This is a genomic window from Novisyntrophococcus fermenticellae (assembly GCF_018866245.1).
GTDB classification, from domain to species: Bacteria; Bacillota; Clostridia; order Lachnospirales; family Lachnospiraceae; genus Novisyntrophococcus; species Novisyntrophococcus fermenticellae.
In genome coordinates, this window is the sequence record NZ_CP076458.1 from 1,847,925 (window position 1) to 1,863,167 (window position 15,243).

17 protein-coding genes are annotated in these 15,243 nt (G+C 44.6%); 1 reads left to right on the forward strand and 16 read right to left on the reverse strand.

Annotated elements, in window-relative coordinates; all coding sequences use genetic code 11:
* From rnc to pta, 9 genes are all read right to left on the reverse strand, one after another.
* The gene (gene rnc / locus KNL20_RS08360) at positions 1-696 is read right to left on the reverse strand and encodes a ribonuclease III (RefSeq protein ID WP_230397327.1); all 696 of its coding nucleotides are present in this window, start codon (positions 694-696) and stop codon (positions 1-3) included.
* A 111-nt stretch (positions 697-807) separates the two neighbouring features.
* A complete protein-coding gene (gene acpP / locus KNL20_RS08365; protein ID WP_230397328.1) occupies positions 808-1,038 on the reverse strand; it encodes an acyl carrier protein in 231 nt (76 codons plus the stop codon).
* A 2-nt stretch (positions 1,039-1,040) separates the two neighbouring features.
* Entirely contained in the window at positions 1,041-2,069 is a 1,029-nt protein-coding gene (gene plsX, locus KNL20_RS08370; RefSeq protein ID WP_230397329.1) for a phosphate acyltransferase PlsX, read from the reverse strand.
* Positions 2,070-2,111: 42 nt separating this feature from the next.
* Positions 2,112-2,891: a hypothetical protein gene (locus tag KNL20_RS08375; protein ID WP_230397330.1), complete on the reverse strand. Its 780-nt coding sequence runs from the start codon at positions 2,889-2,891 to the stop codon at positions 2,112-2,114.
* Positions 2,892-3,028: 137 nt separating this feature from the next.
* Positions 3,029-3,499: a methylglyoxal synthase gene (locus KNL20_RS08380; RefSeq protein WP_230397331.1), complete on the reverse strand. Its 471-nt coding sequence runs from the start codon at positions 3,497-3,499 to the stop codon at positions 3,029-3,031.
* 82 nt (positions 3,500-3,581) lie between these two features.
* Entirely contained in the window at positions 3,582-3,761 is a 180-nt protein-coding gene (rpmF, locus tag KNL20_RS08385) for a 50S ribosomal protein L32 (RefSeq protein ID WP_230397332.1), read from the reverse strand.
* 2 nt (positions 3,762-3,763) lie between these two features.
* Positions 3,764-4,291, reverse strand: coding sequence for a YceD family protein (locus tag KNL20_RS08390; protein WP_230397333.1), 528 nt, complete (start codon positions 4,289-4,291; stop codon positions 3,764-3,766).
* Positions 4,292-4,366: 75 nt separating this feature from the next.
* A complete protein-coding gene (locus KNL20_RS08395) occupies positions 4,367-5,572 on the reverse strand; it encodes an acetate/propionate family kinase (protein ID WP_230397334.1) in 1,206 nt (401 codons plus the stop codon).
* Positions 5,573-5,591: 19 nt separating this feature from the next.
* Positions 5,592-6,587, reverse strand: coding sequence for a phosphate acetyltransferase (pta, locus tag KNL20_RS08400; RefSeq protein ID WP_230397335.1), 996 nt, complete (start codon positions 6,585-6,587; stop codon positions 5,592-5,594).
* 201 nt (positions 6,588-6,788) lie between these two features.
* Here pta and KNL20_RS08405 point away from each other — a divergent pair, with 201 nt between their 5' ends.
* Positions 6,789-8,003: a nucleotidyltransferase gene (locus tag KNL20_RS08405; RefSeq protein WP_230397336.1), complete on the forward strand. Its 1,215-nt coding sequence runs from the start codon at positions 6,789-6,791 to the stop codon at positions 8,001-8,003.
* 2 nt (positions 8,004-8,005) lie between these two features.
* Here KNL20_RS08405 and KNL20_RS08410 read toward each other — a convergent pair whose 3' ends face one another.
* The 7 genes from KNL20_RS08410 to KNL20_RS08440 all read right to left on the reverse strand — a co-directional run bounded on the left by KNL20_RS08410 (position 8,006) and on the right by KNL20_RS08440 (position 15,211).
* Positions 8,006-9,370, reverse strand: a complete 1,365-nt coding sequence (locus tag KNL20_RS08410) for a PFL family protein (RefSeq protein ID WP_230397337.1) — start codon at positions 9,368-9,370, stop codon at positions 8,006-8,008.
* Between the two features lie 22 nt (positions 9,371-9,392).
* Positions 9,393-9,665, reverse strand: a complete 273-nt coding sequence (locus tag KNL20_RS08415) for an ACT domain-containing protein (protein ID WP_230397338.1) — start codon at positions 9,663-9,665, stop codon at positions 9,393-9,395.
* 12 nt (positions 9,666-9,677) lie between these two features.
* The gene (locus KNL20_RS08420) at positions 9,678-10,475 is read right to left on the reverse strand and encodes an MBL fold metallo-hydrolase (RefSeq protein WP_230397339.1); all 798 of its coding nucleotides are present in this window, start codon (positions 10,473-10,475) and stop codon (positions 9,678-9,680) included.
* Positions 10,462-11,061, reverse strand: coding sequence for a dephospho-CoA kinase (gene coaE / locus KNL20_RS08425; protein ID WP_230397340.1), 600 nt, complete (start codon positions 11,059-11,061; stop codon positions 10,462-10,464). Before coaE ends, KNL20_RS08420 begins: the two co-directional genes overlap by 14 nt.
* A gap of 31 nt (positions 11,062-11,092) precedes the next feature.
* The gene (gene polA / locus KNL20_RS08430) at positions 11,093-13,726 is read right to left on the reverse strand and encodes a DNA polymerase I (protein ID WP_230397341.1); all 2,634 of its coding nucleotides are present in this window, start codon (positions 13,724-13,726) and stop codon (positions 11,093-11,095) included.
* Positions 13,727-13,752: 26 nt separating this feature from the next.
* Positions 13,753-14,085, reverse strand: coding sequence for an anti-sigma factor family protein (locus tag KNL20_RS08435; protein ID WP_230397342.1), 333 nt, complete (start codon positions 14,083-14,085; stop codon positions 13,753-13,755).
* Between the two features lie 133 nt (positions 14,086-14,218).
* Positions 14,219-15,211 (reverse strand): 2-hydroxyacid dehydrogenase, encoded by a 993-nt coding sequence (locus KNL20_RS08440; RefSeq protein WP_230397343.1) that lies wholly within the window; start codon positions 15,209-15,211, stop codon positions 14,219-14,221.
* Positions 15,212-15,243: the final 32 nt, after the last annotated feature.

The following is a 15,243-nucleotide window of genomic DNA, read 5'->3' on the forward strand; positions in this document are numbered from 1 at the left end:
TCACCTACTCTTCTTAATCTGGCAGATTGCATCGTAAGCGGCCTGCTGCTCCGCTGCCTTTTTTGTCCTTCCCTGGCCACGGCCGATTCTCTCTTTCTCCACAAGAACCTCGGCTTCAAAATTTTTATCATGATCAGGACCATGTTCACCGGTAATTACATAGGTGACATCACCCTCCTTCTCAGCTTGAATAATCTCCTGAAGGATAGTCTTGCTATCATAAAAGAGCTGTTTATGCTCCACATCATCCAGCACATGAGCCAAAATAAACTCTTTTGCATTAGCAAAACCACCGTCCAGAAAAATTGCACCAATTACAGCTTCAAACGCATCTGATGTTATCGAATCCCTTCCTCTTCCTCCGGTGGCTTCTTCCCCTTTTCCCAGCAGCAGATAGCTTCCCAGGTTCAACTCCCTCGCATCATAAGCCAAAGTTGGTTCACAGACCAGGCTGGCCCTCATCTTCGTCAGTTCTCCTTCCGGCTTTTTGGGATACTGCGCATACAGAAACTCCGAAGAAACCGCTTCTAAAACAGCATCCCCTAAAAACTCCAGCCGTTCATTGCACTCCAGCCTGCTCATCTTATTTTCATTCGTATAGGAGCTGTGTCTCATGGCCATTATCAAAAGGTCAAAGTTCTCAAACTGGTACCCAATTCTCTGCTCCAGATCCTTTATCTTATCAAAATTCTTCATATATACCTTTCTTCCTCCGCCTTAACTTCAAAAAAACAAAAATGGCATAGCAGCGATCAAGTATCAGCATACAGACGCTGCCATGCCATTTCTATCTGTAGAACAGCAATTTCAGCCAATTGCTTTTTTGATCTGTTCAACCGCATCTCCAACAGATACAATTTGCTCTGCATCCTCATTGGATATCTCAATATCGAATTCTTCTTCGATACCCATGATGATTTGAAAGATATCCAGCGAATCCGCTCCCAAATCATCCACAAATGTAGTATCCACCGTTATCTCCGCAGTATCCACATTTAAAACATCCGCTATAATACTAACCAACTTTGTAAACTCCATTTTTAATCTTCCTCCCCCGAAACATTCTCATCTGAAATATGTTCCTTAATCTTCTCACTGATATTCTCATTCTTAAAATCAATGCACTGCAAAATAGAGTTCTTAAACTCCAGCGCTTTTGAACTGCCATGAGTCTTAACCACCAAACCCTTAAGCCCAAGCAATGGCGCACCGCCATACTGACTGGAATCGAAAGACTTCAGTGTAGCTTTAAGTGCCGGTTTTATCAAAAGTGCTCCCATCTTACTGCGCAGATTTACCATCATGCCGGATTTCACTTTATGAATCAATGTAGAACCAACTCCCTCATAAAGCTTTAATATCACGTTTCCTACAAATGCTTCACAGACAATAACATCTGCTGCTCCTTTTGGGATATCCCTGGCTTCTATGCTCCCTATAAAATTAATATTCCTGTTCGCTTTTAAAAGTGGGAATGTTTCTTTTACCAGTGCATTACCCTTCTCCTCTTCTGCGCCTATGTTTACAATTGCAACTTTGGGATTTTTTACTCCAACCACATGTTCCATGTAAATAGAGCCCATAGTTGCGAACTGAACCAGATGAGAAGGACGTGCATCCACATTTGCTCCGCAGTCAATCAGAAGCGACGCTCCCTTCTCTGTGGGAATAAGCGGAGCAAGAGGTGGGCGTTCCACTCCTTTTAATCTCCCTACAATCACCTGTCCGCCTACAAGGATTGCTCCCGTACTTCCTGAGGATACGATTGCATCTGCCTCCCCATGGCGAATCATATTCATAGCCACCACAATAGAGGAATCTTTCTTGCTGCGGATTGCTTTTACGGGAGGTTCTCCAGTCTCAATTACTTCCGAAGCAGGTACTGTCTGGATTCTGTCCGCCGGATAAGTATATCTGGACAGTTCTGCCTTCAACACGTCTTCTTTTCCAACCAGGTATACAAATATTCCATCGTTTTCATTTACTGCATCCACAGCGCCTTTTACAGGCTCTGCCGGAGCAAAATCTCCGCCCATGGCATCCACTGCAACTTTTACAAGTTCACCCATTGTCTTCATTCCCTGCTTTCAACTCTATTTGTAATACTTCCGTCATTGTGCGGACTGCTCCGCCTGTGCAGCCGCCTCGGCTTCCGCTGCCTGCTTTTTGGCCTCCGATTTTCCTTCGGAATCTATGGCAAACCCTTCGATTTCCACATCCTTTGCCATGGTTCCATCCGGATTGAGAAAATACCAGGAGCCATCTCCATCCTGGAACCAGCCGGTTCTCATATATCCATTCTCATCGAAATTATAGTGTCCTCCGTCAATATCCTTCCATGTGCCGGTGACAAAAGAACCGTCAAAAAGCTGATATTTCTTTAATCCGTTCTCTTCCACCCAATTGCCTTCCGGAACAATCTGCACCTCTATCGTGGAACTCGTAGACTTTGTAACACTGCCATCCTTATTATTCGTGGCTACTACGTAGTAGTATCTCGTACCTTCTTCAGTCGTATCAGGAACAAACGTATTCTGCGTCTGACCTTCAATCTTATCTCCGCCTCCATTTGCATTGACATTGTTTGTATACCATTGATAAGTAACTGTGCCGCCATCATTCACTGCAGCCTCTACAGTCAGCGGAGCGGCCTGACTCCCCACCGAAAACTGAACACTACCCTCCAGATTGACAGTAAAGGATGGCTTTTCCATAGTTGGATCCACTGTATTTGCGCTCTTTTGCACAGATTCAGACGTCTTGTCCTCTTCCGCTGTTTTCTCTGTATGTCCCAGAATCTTATCCGCTATCCCGGAAAACGAACAGCCCGAAAACAACATACTTCCGCTTAAACATAACGCCGCTATTGTATTTATCCTCTTTACTTTCATCTTACTTTAACCCCTTTGTATAAATGTTCCAGAAACACATCCGCTTTATTTTTGGACACATTATAACACAGCACTGAATGCTTCGTCAATTACTGCCCTATAAGCCTGCACCATAAATGCCGGTATAAAGTCCTGTTTCAAAGGGTTTCAGCCCGTTCCTGAACATTCTTCCGAAAATTGATAACTTCATGATCGTACGTAGATGTCATGTATTTGGACTGAATCATAAAATCAGCTGTTGCCTTATTTATCGCCATCGGAATATCATAAACCTGGCTGATACGCATCAGCGCTTTTACATCCGGGTCATGAGGCTGTGCAGTCAGCGGATCGGAAAAGAACACGACAAAATCAATCCTGCCTTCTACAATCTTAGCCCCTATTTGCTGATCACCGCCAAGGGGACCACTGTTATAGGCTTTAACCGTCAGACCTGTCTGATCTGAAATCATCCTTGCAGTCGTTCCTGTACCGCAGAGATTATGATGCTTTAGAATCTCTTTGTTTTCCTTGCACCATTCAATCAGTTTTGCCTTTTCATTATCATGCGCAATCAATGCGATATTCTTCTTCTCATCTATTGTAAATGTGATATAATCCGGATTCATATTTTTTCCTTTCTGTAAACGAGACGAAACCCGTGTAAGTGAAAAGGCTCTCCGTTGACCGGAAAGCCCTTCGATACTCGCATTAGTCCACAGCGATAATTTCTTTTTTATTATATGTTCCACAAGCCTTGCAGACTCTGTGCGGCATCATAAGTTCTCCGCATTTACTGCACTTTACAAGGTTCGGAGCGGACATTTTCCAGTTTGCTCTTCTCTTGTCTCTTCTGGCTTTGGACGATTTATTCTTTGGACAGATGGACATAATTACACCTCCTTAAATTTGCTGAATATATCCTGTATTGCAGCCATTCGCGGGTCTAACGCCTCTCTGTCACAGCCACAATCACCATGGTTGAGATTAGCGCCACATCGGCTGCAGATTCCTTTACAGTCTTCTTTACACAGCACCCGAATCGGCCAATTGACTAAGAGTTCGTTCTGTACCAGTTTATCCACATTCAGTTGATTTTTCTCAATGAAGTTGTACTCTTCTTCTGCCTCATCCATCTCTTCTGCGCTCAGCTTCATATCCACCTTACGCGTAGTATCAAGTGCAAAATCATACTTCACTTCTTCCAGACATCTTGCGCACGGTATCATCACCTGAACATCGGCCCGAACCTCTATCACTAATATTCCCTTTCCGGAATTCGTGATCATAAGCTCTGCAGGAGCACTTACCGTAACCGGAAAATGTTCTCCAAATACTTCGATGTTTTTCAGATTCAGATTGACTGCCTGCTGACAGGTATTACCGTCCTGCAACATCACCTTAGTTAATTCAACCAGCATAACTCTCTCCTAATCATACTTTATAAAGTATACTCACTCGAAGATAACTTGTCAAGACCAAATTTGGCTGAACTGTTATGCCTGTTTACTTGCCGTAACCAGTTCAACAGTCTCTTCACAGATTGCGATTTCCTCATTCGTAGGAATTACACATGCTATAATCTTAGACTCCGGCTTGGTGATAATTATCTCCTGCTTATTAACCTGGTTTGCCTCATCGTCAAAGACAAGTCCCATAAAGCTAAAAGCTTCACAAAGTGCTTTACGAAGTGCATTTCCATTTTCACCAATTCCGGCTGTAAATGTAATAACATCCACACCACCCATAGCAGCGATGTAAGAACCGATGTATTTGATAATTCTGTAATAATATGCATCCATGCAGTCAATTGCCGCCTGATTGCCTTCCTCCATTGCTTCACAGATATCACGATGATCGCTGGAAATTCCGGTCATGCCCAGCATACCGGACTTCTTGTTCAGGATATTTAAAACTTCTGATGGGGTCAGATGTTCTTTATTGCACAAATATTCTACAACCGCAGGGTCAATATCCCCGGAGCGGGTACCCATAATCAGGCCTTCCAAAGGAGTGAGACCCATAGAAGTATCCAGACACTTTCCATCTTTTACAGCGGAAAGTGATGCACCATTTCCAAGATGGCATACGATGATTTTCAGATCCTTGATGTCTTTGCCAAGGAATTCTGCTGTTCTTTTGGATACGTATTTATGAGAGGTTCCGTGGAATCCGTATTTACGAATCCCGTACTTTTCATAATACTCTCTGGGAATCCCATACATATATGCCTTCGGAGGCATGGTCTGATGGAATGCTGTATCGAATACGGCAACATTCGGCACACCCGGCATCAGTTTCATGCAGGCATTGATTCCCATGAGATTGGCCGGGTTATGAAGTGGTCCCAGATCCGCACAATCTTCGATGACTTTGATGACCTCATCATCGATGATGACAGGCTGTGTAATCTTCATACCACCATGGAGTACACGATGTCCAATCGCATCTACCTCACTTAAATCCTTAATTACACCCGTTTTTTCATTCACCAGCGCATTCAGTACGAACTGTATCGCTTCTACATGGGTAGGCATAGCAGCCTCCAGAGTTTCTTTTTCACCGCCCTTTGGCTGATACGTAAAGCTTCCGTCAAGGCCGATACGCTCACAGATTCCCTTTGCAAGCACGTCCCTGTTATCGTAATTAATTAACTGGAATTTAAGAGATGAACTTCCACAGTTTACTACCAAAACATTCATTATCTGTTTCCTCCGATTTTTATTGATTTTGTGCCTGCACGGCTGTGATTGCAACTACACCTATGATATCTTCTGCTGAGCATCCCCGGGAAAGGTCATTGACGGGAGCAGCGATTCCCTGTGTCATCGGACCGTAAGCCTCTGCTTTTGCAAGACGTTGAACCAGTTTGTATCCGATATTTCCTGCATCCAGGTCAGGGAAAATCAAAACATTGGCTTGTCCTGCCACTTTACTTTCAGGAGCCTTTGACGCTCCTATGTCCGGAACAATGGCCGCATCCAGCTGCAGTTCTCCATCCAGCGCTAATTCCGGATATTCCTCCTTTGCAATCTTCGTAGCTTCTACTACTTTATCCACATCCGCATGCTTTGCACTTCCCATCGATGAGTGAGAAAGCATAGCCACCTTTGGTTCTTTTCCAACCAACATGGCAAATGATTCTGCTGAGGCTCCTGCGATTGCAGCCAGTTCTTCCGGATTCGGATTCTGGTTTAAGCCGCAGTCGCCAAATACAAAAACTCCATCCTCTCCATATGCACAGTCCGGAACGGACATAACAAAGAATGCAGACACTAGCTTGGTTCCGGGTTTTGTCTTCAGAATCTGAAGGCATGGACGAAGTGTGTTTGCGGTAGAGTGGCAGGCACCGGAAACAAGTCCGTCCGCATCTCCCATCTTAACCATCATCACCCCATAATATGTGTAATCGTTCAAAATCGTTTCCTTTGCCTTTTCAGGTGTCATGCCCTTTTTAGCACGAAGTTCAACAACCTTGTCGATATAAATCTGTGTTTTCTCATATGTGGCGGGATCTACGAATACAGCCTTGGAAAGATCCAGCCCCTCTCCGTTCTTCTTAACTGCCTCTTCAGAACCGATGATGATCAAATCTGCAATATCCTCAGATAATATCTGAGCCGCAGCCTCTAACACCCTTCTGTCCTCAGATTCCGGTAATACGATTTTTTTCTTTTCCTGCTTCGCTCTCTCTTTGATTTTCTCAATAAATCCCATGATTTTTGATTCCTTTCGTAGTATTAGCTCACTATTTCTATTATATGCCTTATTTAAAGCGACCACAAGGTTAGTTATTATTTTAACAACGTTCGGAATTTTCAAAAAACCCTTGTATTTCCAGTACTTCTATTATATTATCACTTGAGAAAGAATGTACTTTTTCAGATACATCTGAAAGGTCAGAAAGGAATTTATTTTATGATAGTTACCGGTGTAATTGCGGAATACAATCCATTCCATAACGGACATGCCTATCAGCTGCGGGAAGCCCGCAGAAAAACCGGAGCAGATTATATAATAGTTGTCATGAGCGGTGACTATGTTCAGCGAGGTACGCCCGCCATCCTTGAAAAGCATCTCCGGGCCAGAATGGCACTTTCACATGGCGCTGACCTGGTTTTGGAGCTTCCGGTACGCTTTGCCTCGGCCAGTGCAAAGGATTTTGCTTCCGGTGCCGTAGAAATTCTTCACGATCTGGGGGTGGTGAATTACCTTTGTTTTGGAAGTGAACACGGGGAAATCAGCCCTTTTATAAAAATAGCCAGGCTCCTGGAACAGGAGCCTGTAATCTATCAGGAAGTTCTGAAAAAAGAGCAAAAAAAAGGAGCTTCCTATCCTGCCGCTCATCACAAGGCACTACAGGCGGCTTTCCGGGAAACCAACCTGTTTGAAGATGAAAAGCTCCCCCTGTCTGATGAGTTTTTCACCTCCCCCAACAATACCCTTGGTATTGAATATGTAAAAGCCATCCGCAGCTTAAGCAGTCCGATTATTCCCTGTACAGTAGCCCGTACCTCCAACAACTATCATTCGGAGAAGGTTGATTCCTGCTTTGCGTCTGCCACCGCAATTCGTCACATATTGCTTAATAAAGGAGCAGAAAAGTTACAGGGACTGGTCCCTCAGGATGTCTTGTCTGAACTTGCAAGGGCACAAAAATCCGGTTCAGTGATGACAGAGGAAGATTACTCCTTGCTGCTGAAATATACATTGATGCAAAACACACCCGACACCCTGGCCGCTTATCTTGATTTTCCCGAAAGTCTGGCTCACAGAGTCTGTAATTCGCTTCAGGACTTCAGATCCTTTGGCCAGTTTGCAGAGCAATTAAAAACCAGGGATATCACCAGAGTCCGCATCAACCGCGCCTTACTGCACACGATTTTGCAGCTAAAGCAGGACGGAGGCGCACCCCCGTTCATCCGAATGCTTGGATTCCGAAAAGAATCAGCGGGGTTGCTGAAACACATCAAGAATTCCTCTTCCAGAGAGCTGACAGGCAAGCTGGCGGACATTCCCCCGGAAAGCTATAAAGAGGATCTGTTCGCCTCCAACCTGTATCATACGGTTTCTGCCATGAAAAGAAAAACTTCGTCCACAGATGAAAGAAGCATTCCGTTAGTCATCCGGTAACATCAGTTCTTAAAACTGTGAATCGGGGCCGGAATCCTTCCCTTCCTGTTGACAAACTTCTCACAGGAAAACCTGTTTACCGGCATAATTGGCGCATAACCCAGCAGTCCGCCAAACTCTACGGTCTCTCCCACATCCTTTCCGATTACCGGTATCAGACGTACAGCAGTCGTCTTCTGATTGATCATGCCGATTGCCATCTCATCGGCTGTAATTCCTGCAATCGTAGCTGCAGATGTATCACCCGGAATAGCGATCATATCGAGTCCCACGGAGCAGACGCAAGTCATGGCCTCCAGTTTTTCCAGTGTCAGTGCTCCTGCATTAACGGCATCGATCATCCCTTGATCCTCGCTGACAGGGATAAATGCACCGCTAAGTCCACCTACATAAGAGGATGCCATAACACCACCTTTCTTGACCTGATCATTTAACAGGGCAAGGGCGGCTGTCGTTCCGGGAGCGCCTACTGTCTCCAGTCCGATTTCCTCCAGAATTTCTGCTACAGAATCTCCGATGGCAGGTGTGGGCGCCAATGACAGATCTATGATACCGAAAGGCACGCTAAGACGCCTGGATGCCTCCTGGGCCACCAGCTGACCTACACGTGTCACCTTAAATGCCGTCTTTTTTATTGTTTCACAAAGAACCTCAAAGTTCTCACCTCTGACCTTTTCCAGAGCATGTTTTACGACACCCGGACCCGATACCCCCACATTAATAATCGCATCGGCTTCTGTTACCCCATGAAAAGCACCGGCCATAAAAGGATTATCATCGGGTGCATTGCAAAATACAACCAGCTTGGCACACCCCATACAGCTGTCATCTTTGGTGGCTTCCGCTGTTTCTTTAATGATTTCGCCCATCATTCTTACCGCATCCATGTTAATGCCTGTCTTTGTAGAACCTACATTGACAGAACTGCAGACATTGACCGTCCTGCTAAGTGCCTCCGGGATGGAGCGGATCAAATACTCATCTGCCGGGGTCATTCCCTTGGATACCAGTGCAGAGTAACCACCGATGAAATTCACTCCCACCTGGTGTGCTGCTTTATCCAGAGTTTCCGCTATTGTTACGTAGTCCCGGGGTGTCCTGCATGCCGCACTGCCTATCAAGGATACAGGCGTTACGGATATTCGTTTATTCACTACAGGAACGCCGTATTTGCCTGCAATCTCATCGCCGACTTTTACAAGATTTTCGGCATACTTTACAATTTTGTGATAAATCTTTTGATTCAGTTTTTCAAGATCGGAATCGATGCAGTCCAAAAGACTGATTCCCATGGTGATGGTTCTCACATCCAGGTTTTCTTCTGCAATCATATGATTCGTCTCATTGACTTCAAACATGTTAATCATGCGTATTTTCCCCTTTAACAGACTAAATTCTATGCATCATATTGAAGATTTCTTCATGCTGGCAATTAATCGTAACACCGATCTCTTCGCCCAATTTTCTTAACTCCTCTGACATATCCTGAAACGTCTGCGTACAGGAAGATGTATCAACAATCATCATCATATTGAAGAAACCCTGAACGATTGTCTGTGAAATATCCTCAATGTTTACATTGACGGATGCCAGATAATTACATACCTTTGCAATGATTCCCACAGTGTCTTTTCCCACCACAGTAATAACTATTCTCTTCATAACTTTCTCCTCTTAAACAAGAATCATATTCGAAACTTCATCTCTCCTGGCCACCGCAATATGAAAGTCTTTGGATTTATAAGGATTATCTCCCATGGTCACTTCGGAACAAACGGTTTCAAAAGCCAGTGCTTCATAATTATTCTCTTTGCTTAAATGCCCAAGGATAATCTCTTTTAATCCATCATGCAGCAGGCGGCATAGCAGCTGCCCGGCCAGGCAGTTGGACAGATGGCCTCTGTCACTTAAAATCCGCTGCTTCAAATAGTAGGGATAAGCTCCTACCTGGAGCATGTTCACATCATGGTTAGCCTCCAGAAGAAGCGCATCCAGCCCCTGCAGATGATCCACGATGTAATCATCGTACTTTCCAAGATCCGTGGCAATTCCAATTGAACAGTCCTCATGGCTGATTCTGTATCCCACCGGTTCTGATGCATCATGTGATATTGCGAATGGATCTACCTGAATGTCCCCGATTTCAAATGTTTCATCACTTTTAATTTCCTTAAAGATACCTTCCGGAAATTTTCCCAGACTTTGACAGCCTAAGATTGCACCAATCGTTCCGGACGTGGCATAGATAGGTATCTGAAGTCTTCTGGCAAGCACCCCAAGTCCTTTAATATGGTCTGAGTGTTCGTGTGTAATCAGTATACCATTCAAGTCTTTCCCGGTATAGCCCAGTGTATTCAATCCGTTCTCTACTCTCTTTCCACTAATACCTGCATCTATCAGTATGCTGGTAGATGCACTTCCGGCAAAAATACAGTTTCCACTGCTTCCGCTTGCAATACTACAAAATTTCATATGTACCCATCCTCTGATTTATCTGTGCGATCGTGTTCTCCATATCACCGCTGTTATCAATTTCAAAATCGCAGTGCCGGGAAAACTCTTCCTCTGAGAGCTGACTTGCCATAATCTCGTCGATTTTATGGACGGAATAACCACGTTCATGAATCAGGCGTTCCCTGCGGATTTGCTCATCTGCATAAATATACCACAATTCGTCACAGATTTCATCATATTTATCCTCAATTAATAAAGCCGCTTCTATAAAGAGATACGTCGTACCCTCACTTTGCTCTCTTGTTATCGCATCTTTGATATACTTCTTTACAGCCGGATGGACGATTGCATTGATGCTTTTGCGCATGTTTTCATCTTTGAAAATAACAGCAGACATCTTCTTACGGTCCAAATTTCCACATTCGTCTGTAAATCCGGGTCCCAGAAGTTTTCGTACAGGGGCATAGCAGGACTGCCCTGGCTGCATCAGATAGTGGGCAGCATCGTCTGCCCGGATGATTGCAGCCTCATAATTGCGTCCGATATAATTCATCACTTCGCTTTTACCGGAACCCACGCCTCCGGTGATACCAATCACTCGCATATTCTTCTCCTGTCCTGTTTTCTCTCTTCGGCTAATGCGCCTCATACCAGTTCTTTCCAGTATGCATATCCACTTCCAGAGAGACTGCCAGATCAGCTGCTCCCTTCATCTCTTCCTCTAAAATAGCACAGACTGCATCCACTTCCTCTTCGGGCGCTTCAATCAGCAATTCATCATGTACCTGTAAAAGCAGCAGAGCCTTCAATCCCTCATCCTTCAGGCGTTCATTTACACGTATCATGGCAATCTTAATAATATCCGCCGCAGTTCCCTGAATCGGTGCATTCATAGCCACACGTTCTCCAAAGGAACGCTGCATGAAATTACTGGACTTCAGTTCAGGCACAGGTCTGCGGCGTCCGAACATGGTGGTCACAAACCCCTCTTCTTTCGCCTTTTCCACCGTATGATCCAGAAATTTCTTTATCTCGGGGTAGGTCTCAAAATACTTCTCAATATACTCGGAAGCTTCCTTTCTGCTGATACTCAAGTCCTGGCTCAATCCAAAGGAGCTGATTCCATAGACAATGCCAAAGTTTACCGCCTTTGCATTCCGTCTTTGAAGAGATGTCACTTCATCAAAGGGGACATGGAACACCTGCGAAGCTGTAATCCGGTGTATATCCTGTGCCTCCCTGTAAGCCTGTATCAATCGCTCATCTCCGGAAAGATGTGCCAATACCCGGAGCTCAATCTGGGAATAATCGGCATCAATGAACACACAGCCCTCTTTGGGAATGAAGACCTTACGGATCATCCTGCCCAGCTCCATACGAATGGGGATATTCTGCAGATTTGGTTCCGTACTGCTGATACGGCCTGTTGCTGCTATCGTCTGATTAAATGTAGAATGGATTCTCTGGTCCGGGCCAATATAAACAGCCAGGCCGTCCGCATAAGTAGACTTCAGTTTAGTCATCTGCCGATATTCCAGAATATCATTGACAATCGGGGCTTCCGGCGCCAGTCTTTCCAGAACATCCGCCGCCGTAGAATAGCCCGTCTTTGTCTTCTTTCCCCCGGGAAGCTGCAGCTTTTCAAAGAGAATCACGCCCAGCTGCTTGGGCGAGTTAATGTTAAATTCCTCTTGGGCCTGCTCGTAAATTATTTTCTGCAGCTCGTCAATCCGTACCTGAAGCTGCTCTCCATAGACCTTCAAGGCTTCAGCATCCACCCGGATGCCTGCTTTTTCCATATCATAAAGAGTAAAAGCGAGTGGAATCTCAATCCTGTTATAGAGTTCCTCCATTCCCAGCTTTTTTAACTGACCGAGCAATGGCTCCTTGCTGCAGTAGGAACTGTATGCCATGTATCCGGCATAGGAAGCCAGCGTCTCTTCTGTCAGTGTCTTAAATTTGGGCAGCTTATTGCTTCCAAACAAATCTTCAGCTGTGGCCAGCAGTTCACCCGCAAATTCCTTGGCAATATCGTCGTACGTGTAATTTGATTTCAAAGGGTTAATCAGATATGCTGCAATCTGAGTATCAAACACCTGCCCTGGTTTCGCTGTGTCCACATAAGTAAGTATTGCTTTCAGATCCAGAACTGAGATTTGCGCACACCCTTCAAATAATCGTCTCAGTACATTTTTTACTTCGTTCTCTGTGAAATCGGCATCGACCCGGAGATAATAGACGGCCTCTCTTCCAAGCGAAATTCCGATTCCCCAAAGCTGTGCGTCATGAATCAGAGAAATACCTGCCAAGCCCTCTTCACACGCCTTTTGAATCATATGGTCTGCCTCTTCTCTGGTACGGAGAATCACAGTCTCAATCGGCTTTTCCTGAACTGTATTATCTTCTTCGAACCGCGTCAGCAGATTCTTGAAATCGAGTCTGCGGAAAATCTCGTAAGCAGCCGTCGTATAAAAGTTCTGCAGTCTTGTATCCTGTACATCGAATTGAATGGGGCAGTCTGTACATATTGTGGCCAATTCTTTCGACAATTGTGCCAGATCATAATGCTCTCTTAAGGATTGCTGCGCCTTATTGGGCTTAATCTCATCCACATGTTCATATGCAGTCTCTATGTCTTTAAACTCTATCAGGATTTTCGTAGCCGTCTTCTCTCCAACTCCCGGAATTCCCGGGATATTGTCAGAAGCATCCCCCATCAGTGCCTTCAGGTCAATGATCTGCTTTGGAGCCAGTTGATACTTCTCCAGCACCTGGGCTGTGTGGTAGTCTTCTATTGTCGTCTGGCCCATACGGGTTTTCGGGATCCTGATTAGGATATGCTCCGTTGCAAGCTGAAGCAGGTCCCTGTCTCCGGATACAATCGTCACTTCTTTTCCTTCTTTTTCACTTCTGACAGCAAGAGTGCCCAGGATATCATCCGCCTCATATCCTTCCTTTGTCACGATTGTCACACCCATGGCGGTCAAAACCTCTTTCATCAGAGGAACCTGCTCACGCAGCTCCTCGGGCATGGCTTTTCTCGTTCCCTTATATTCGGCATATTGCCGGTGACGGAAGGTTGGAGCATGTAAATCAAAGGCAACCGTCAGATACTGCGGCTGCTCCTCGTCCAGAATTTTAAACAGAATGTTCAGGAAGCCATATACTGCATTGGTATGAATCCCTTCAGAGTTGGTCAAATTCGGTACACCGTAAAACGCACGGTTTAAGATGCTGTGTCCGTCTATCAGTACTATTTTTTCGCTCATTTGGTTTTGAAACCTTTCTATTCTTTTTAAAAGTTGCCCAGCAGGTGGAAAGTCAGTATGAGATCCAATATCAAGAACAGAAGGATCATCGACAACAAGAGAATGAACCTTCGCTTCTTTTTATTCAAAGTTTTCTCCTTATCATTTAAATCCTGCTCTAACATGTCTTTTATATCATAAGACACCTCTGCACTTTCATCCAATACACGGGTAGCCAGTGCAATAATAAAATATGTCTCCAGTTCTTCATAACAGACAGGGCAGGAACGTACATGGCTGATAAATGATTCCAGTTCCTTTTTGTTCAATTGATTATTCAGATATTCCGGAATCAGCTTCTGGCATTCATTACATGTCATCTGGATCTCCTTTCCCCTGGAATTATACATTTATCATACACCAAAATGAAAGTAAGGTAAACAAAGAAATCCCAATCCATACATGATTAAGGCAGAGTACATATTCCTATATACTCCGCCCTAAGTCTTTGTATTATCTTTTCACTTCATTTGGTGATCTTTCACCTTTTTCGAAAAGAATCGCGTTGTCCAGTGTCGTTCTTGCGATAGCCGCCAGTGCTTCGGCTGTGAAAAATCCCTGGTGAGAAGTAATCATCACATTCGGAAATGACAAAAGTCTTGCAGTTACAGAATGCTCCAGAATCTCATTCGAGCGGTTCTCAAATACATTCGTTGCCTCTTCCTCGTATACATCCAATCCCACCCCGAAAAATTTTCTGGCTCTGATTCCCTCAATTAAATCCTCAGTTTTGACCAGCGCACCTCTTGATGTGTTAACAAGGATCACACCATCCTTCATCTTCGCGATAGCTTCCTTGTTTATCATATGATATGTGCTGTCTATCAACGGGCAATGCAGAGAAATCAAATCGCTTTCGGCCAGTAATTGATCCAGACTTACATACGTTACAAGATCTTTCAAGTCCGGATTCTCATACACATCATAAGCGATGACCTTCATGCCGAATCCGTGGCAAATTCTTGCCATGGCAGCACCGATTTTTCCGGTTCCTACAATCCCTGCTGTTTTCTGGTGAAAATTAAATCCCATAAGCCCGCTTAAGCTGAAATCATTCTCTCTCACCTTAACATATGCCTTGTGAAGACGCCGGTTCACACCAAGTGCAAGAGCCATAGCATGTTCGGCAACCGCTTCCGGAGAATATCCCGGAACACGTAATACCCTGATTTTATGTTCCGCCGCCGCTTCCAGATCAACGTTGTTAAAACCGGCACATCTCAGTAAAATCAGTTTTACTCCAACTTCACCGAGTTTTTCAACTGTTTCTTTTCCTACATCCGAATTTACAAATGCACATACCCCGTCATATCCGGCAGCCAGCGGGGCTGTTGCGGGATTTAAGTCTGCCTCCAGATACTTTATCTCAATTCCGTTGTAATGGCTCAATGCTTCATTGAAGGAAACACTGTCATATTGTTTGGTATCGTAAAATAATATTTTCAACACGCTGTACCTCCATTCCAGATAGGTTCAGT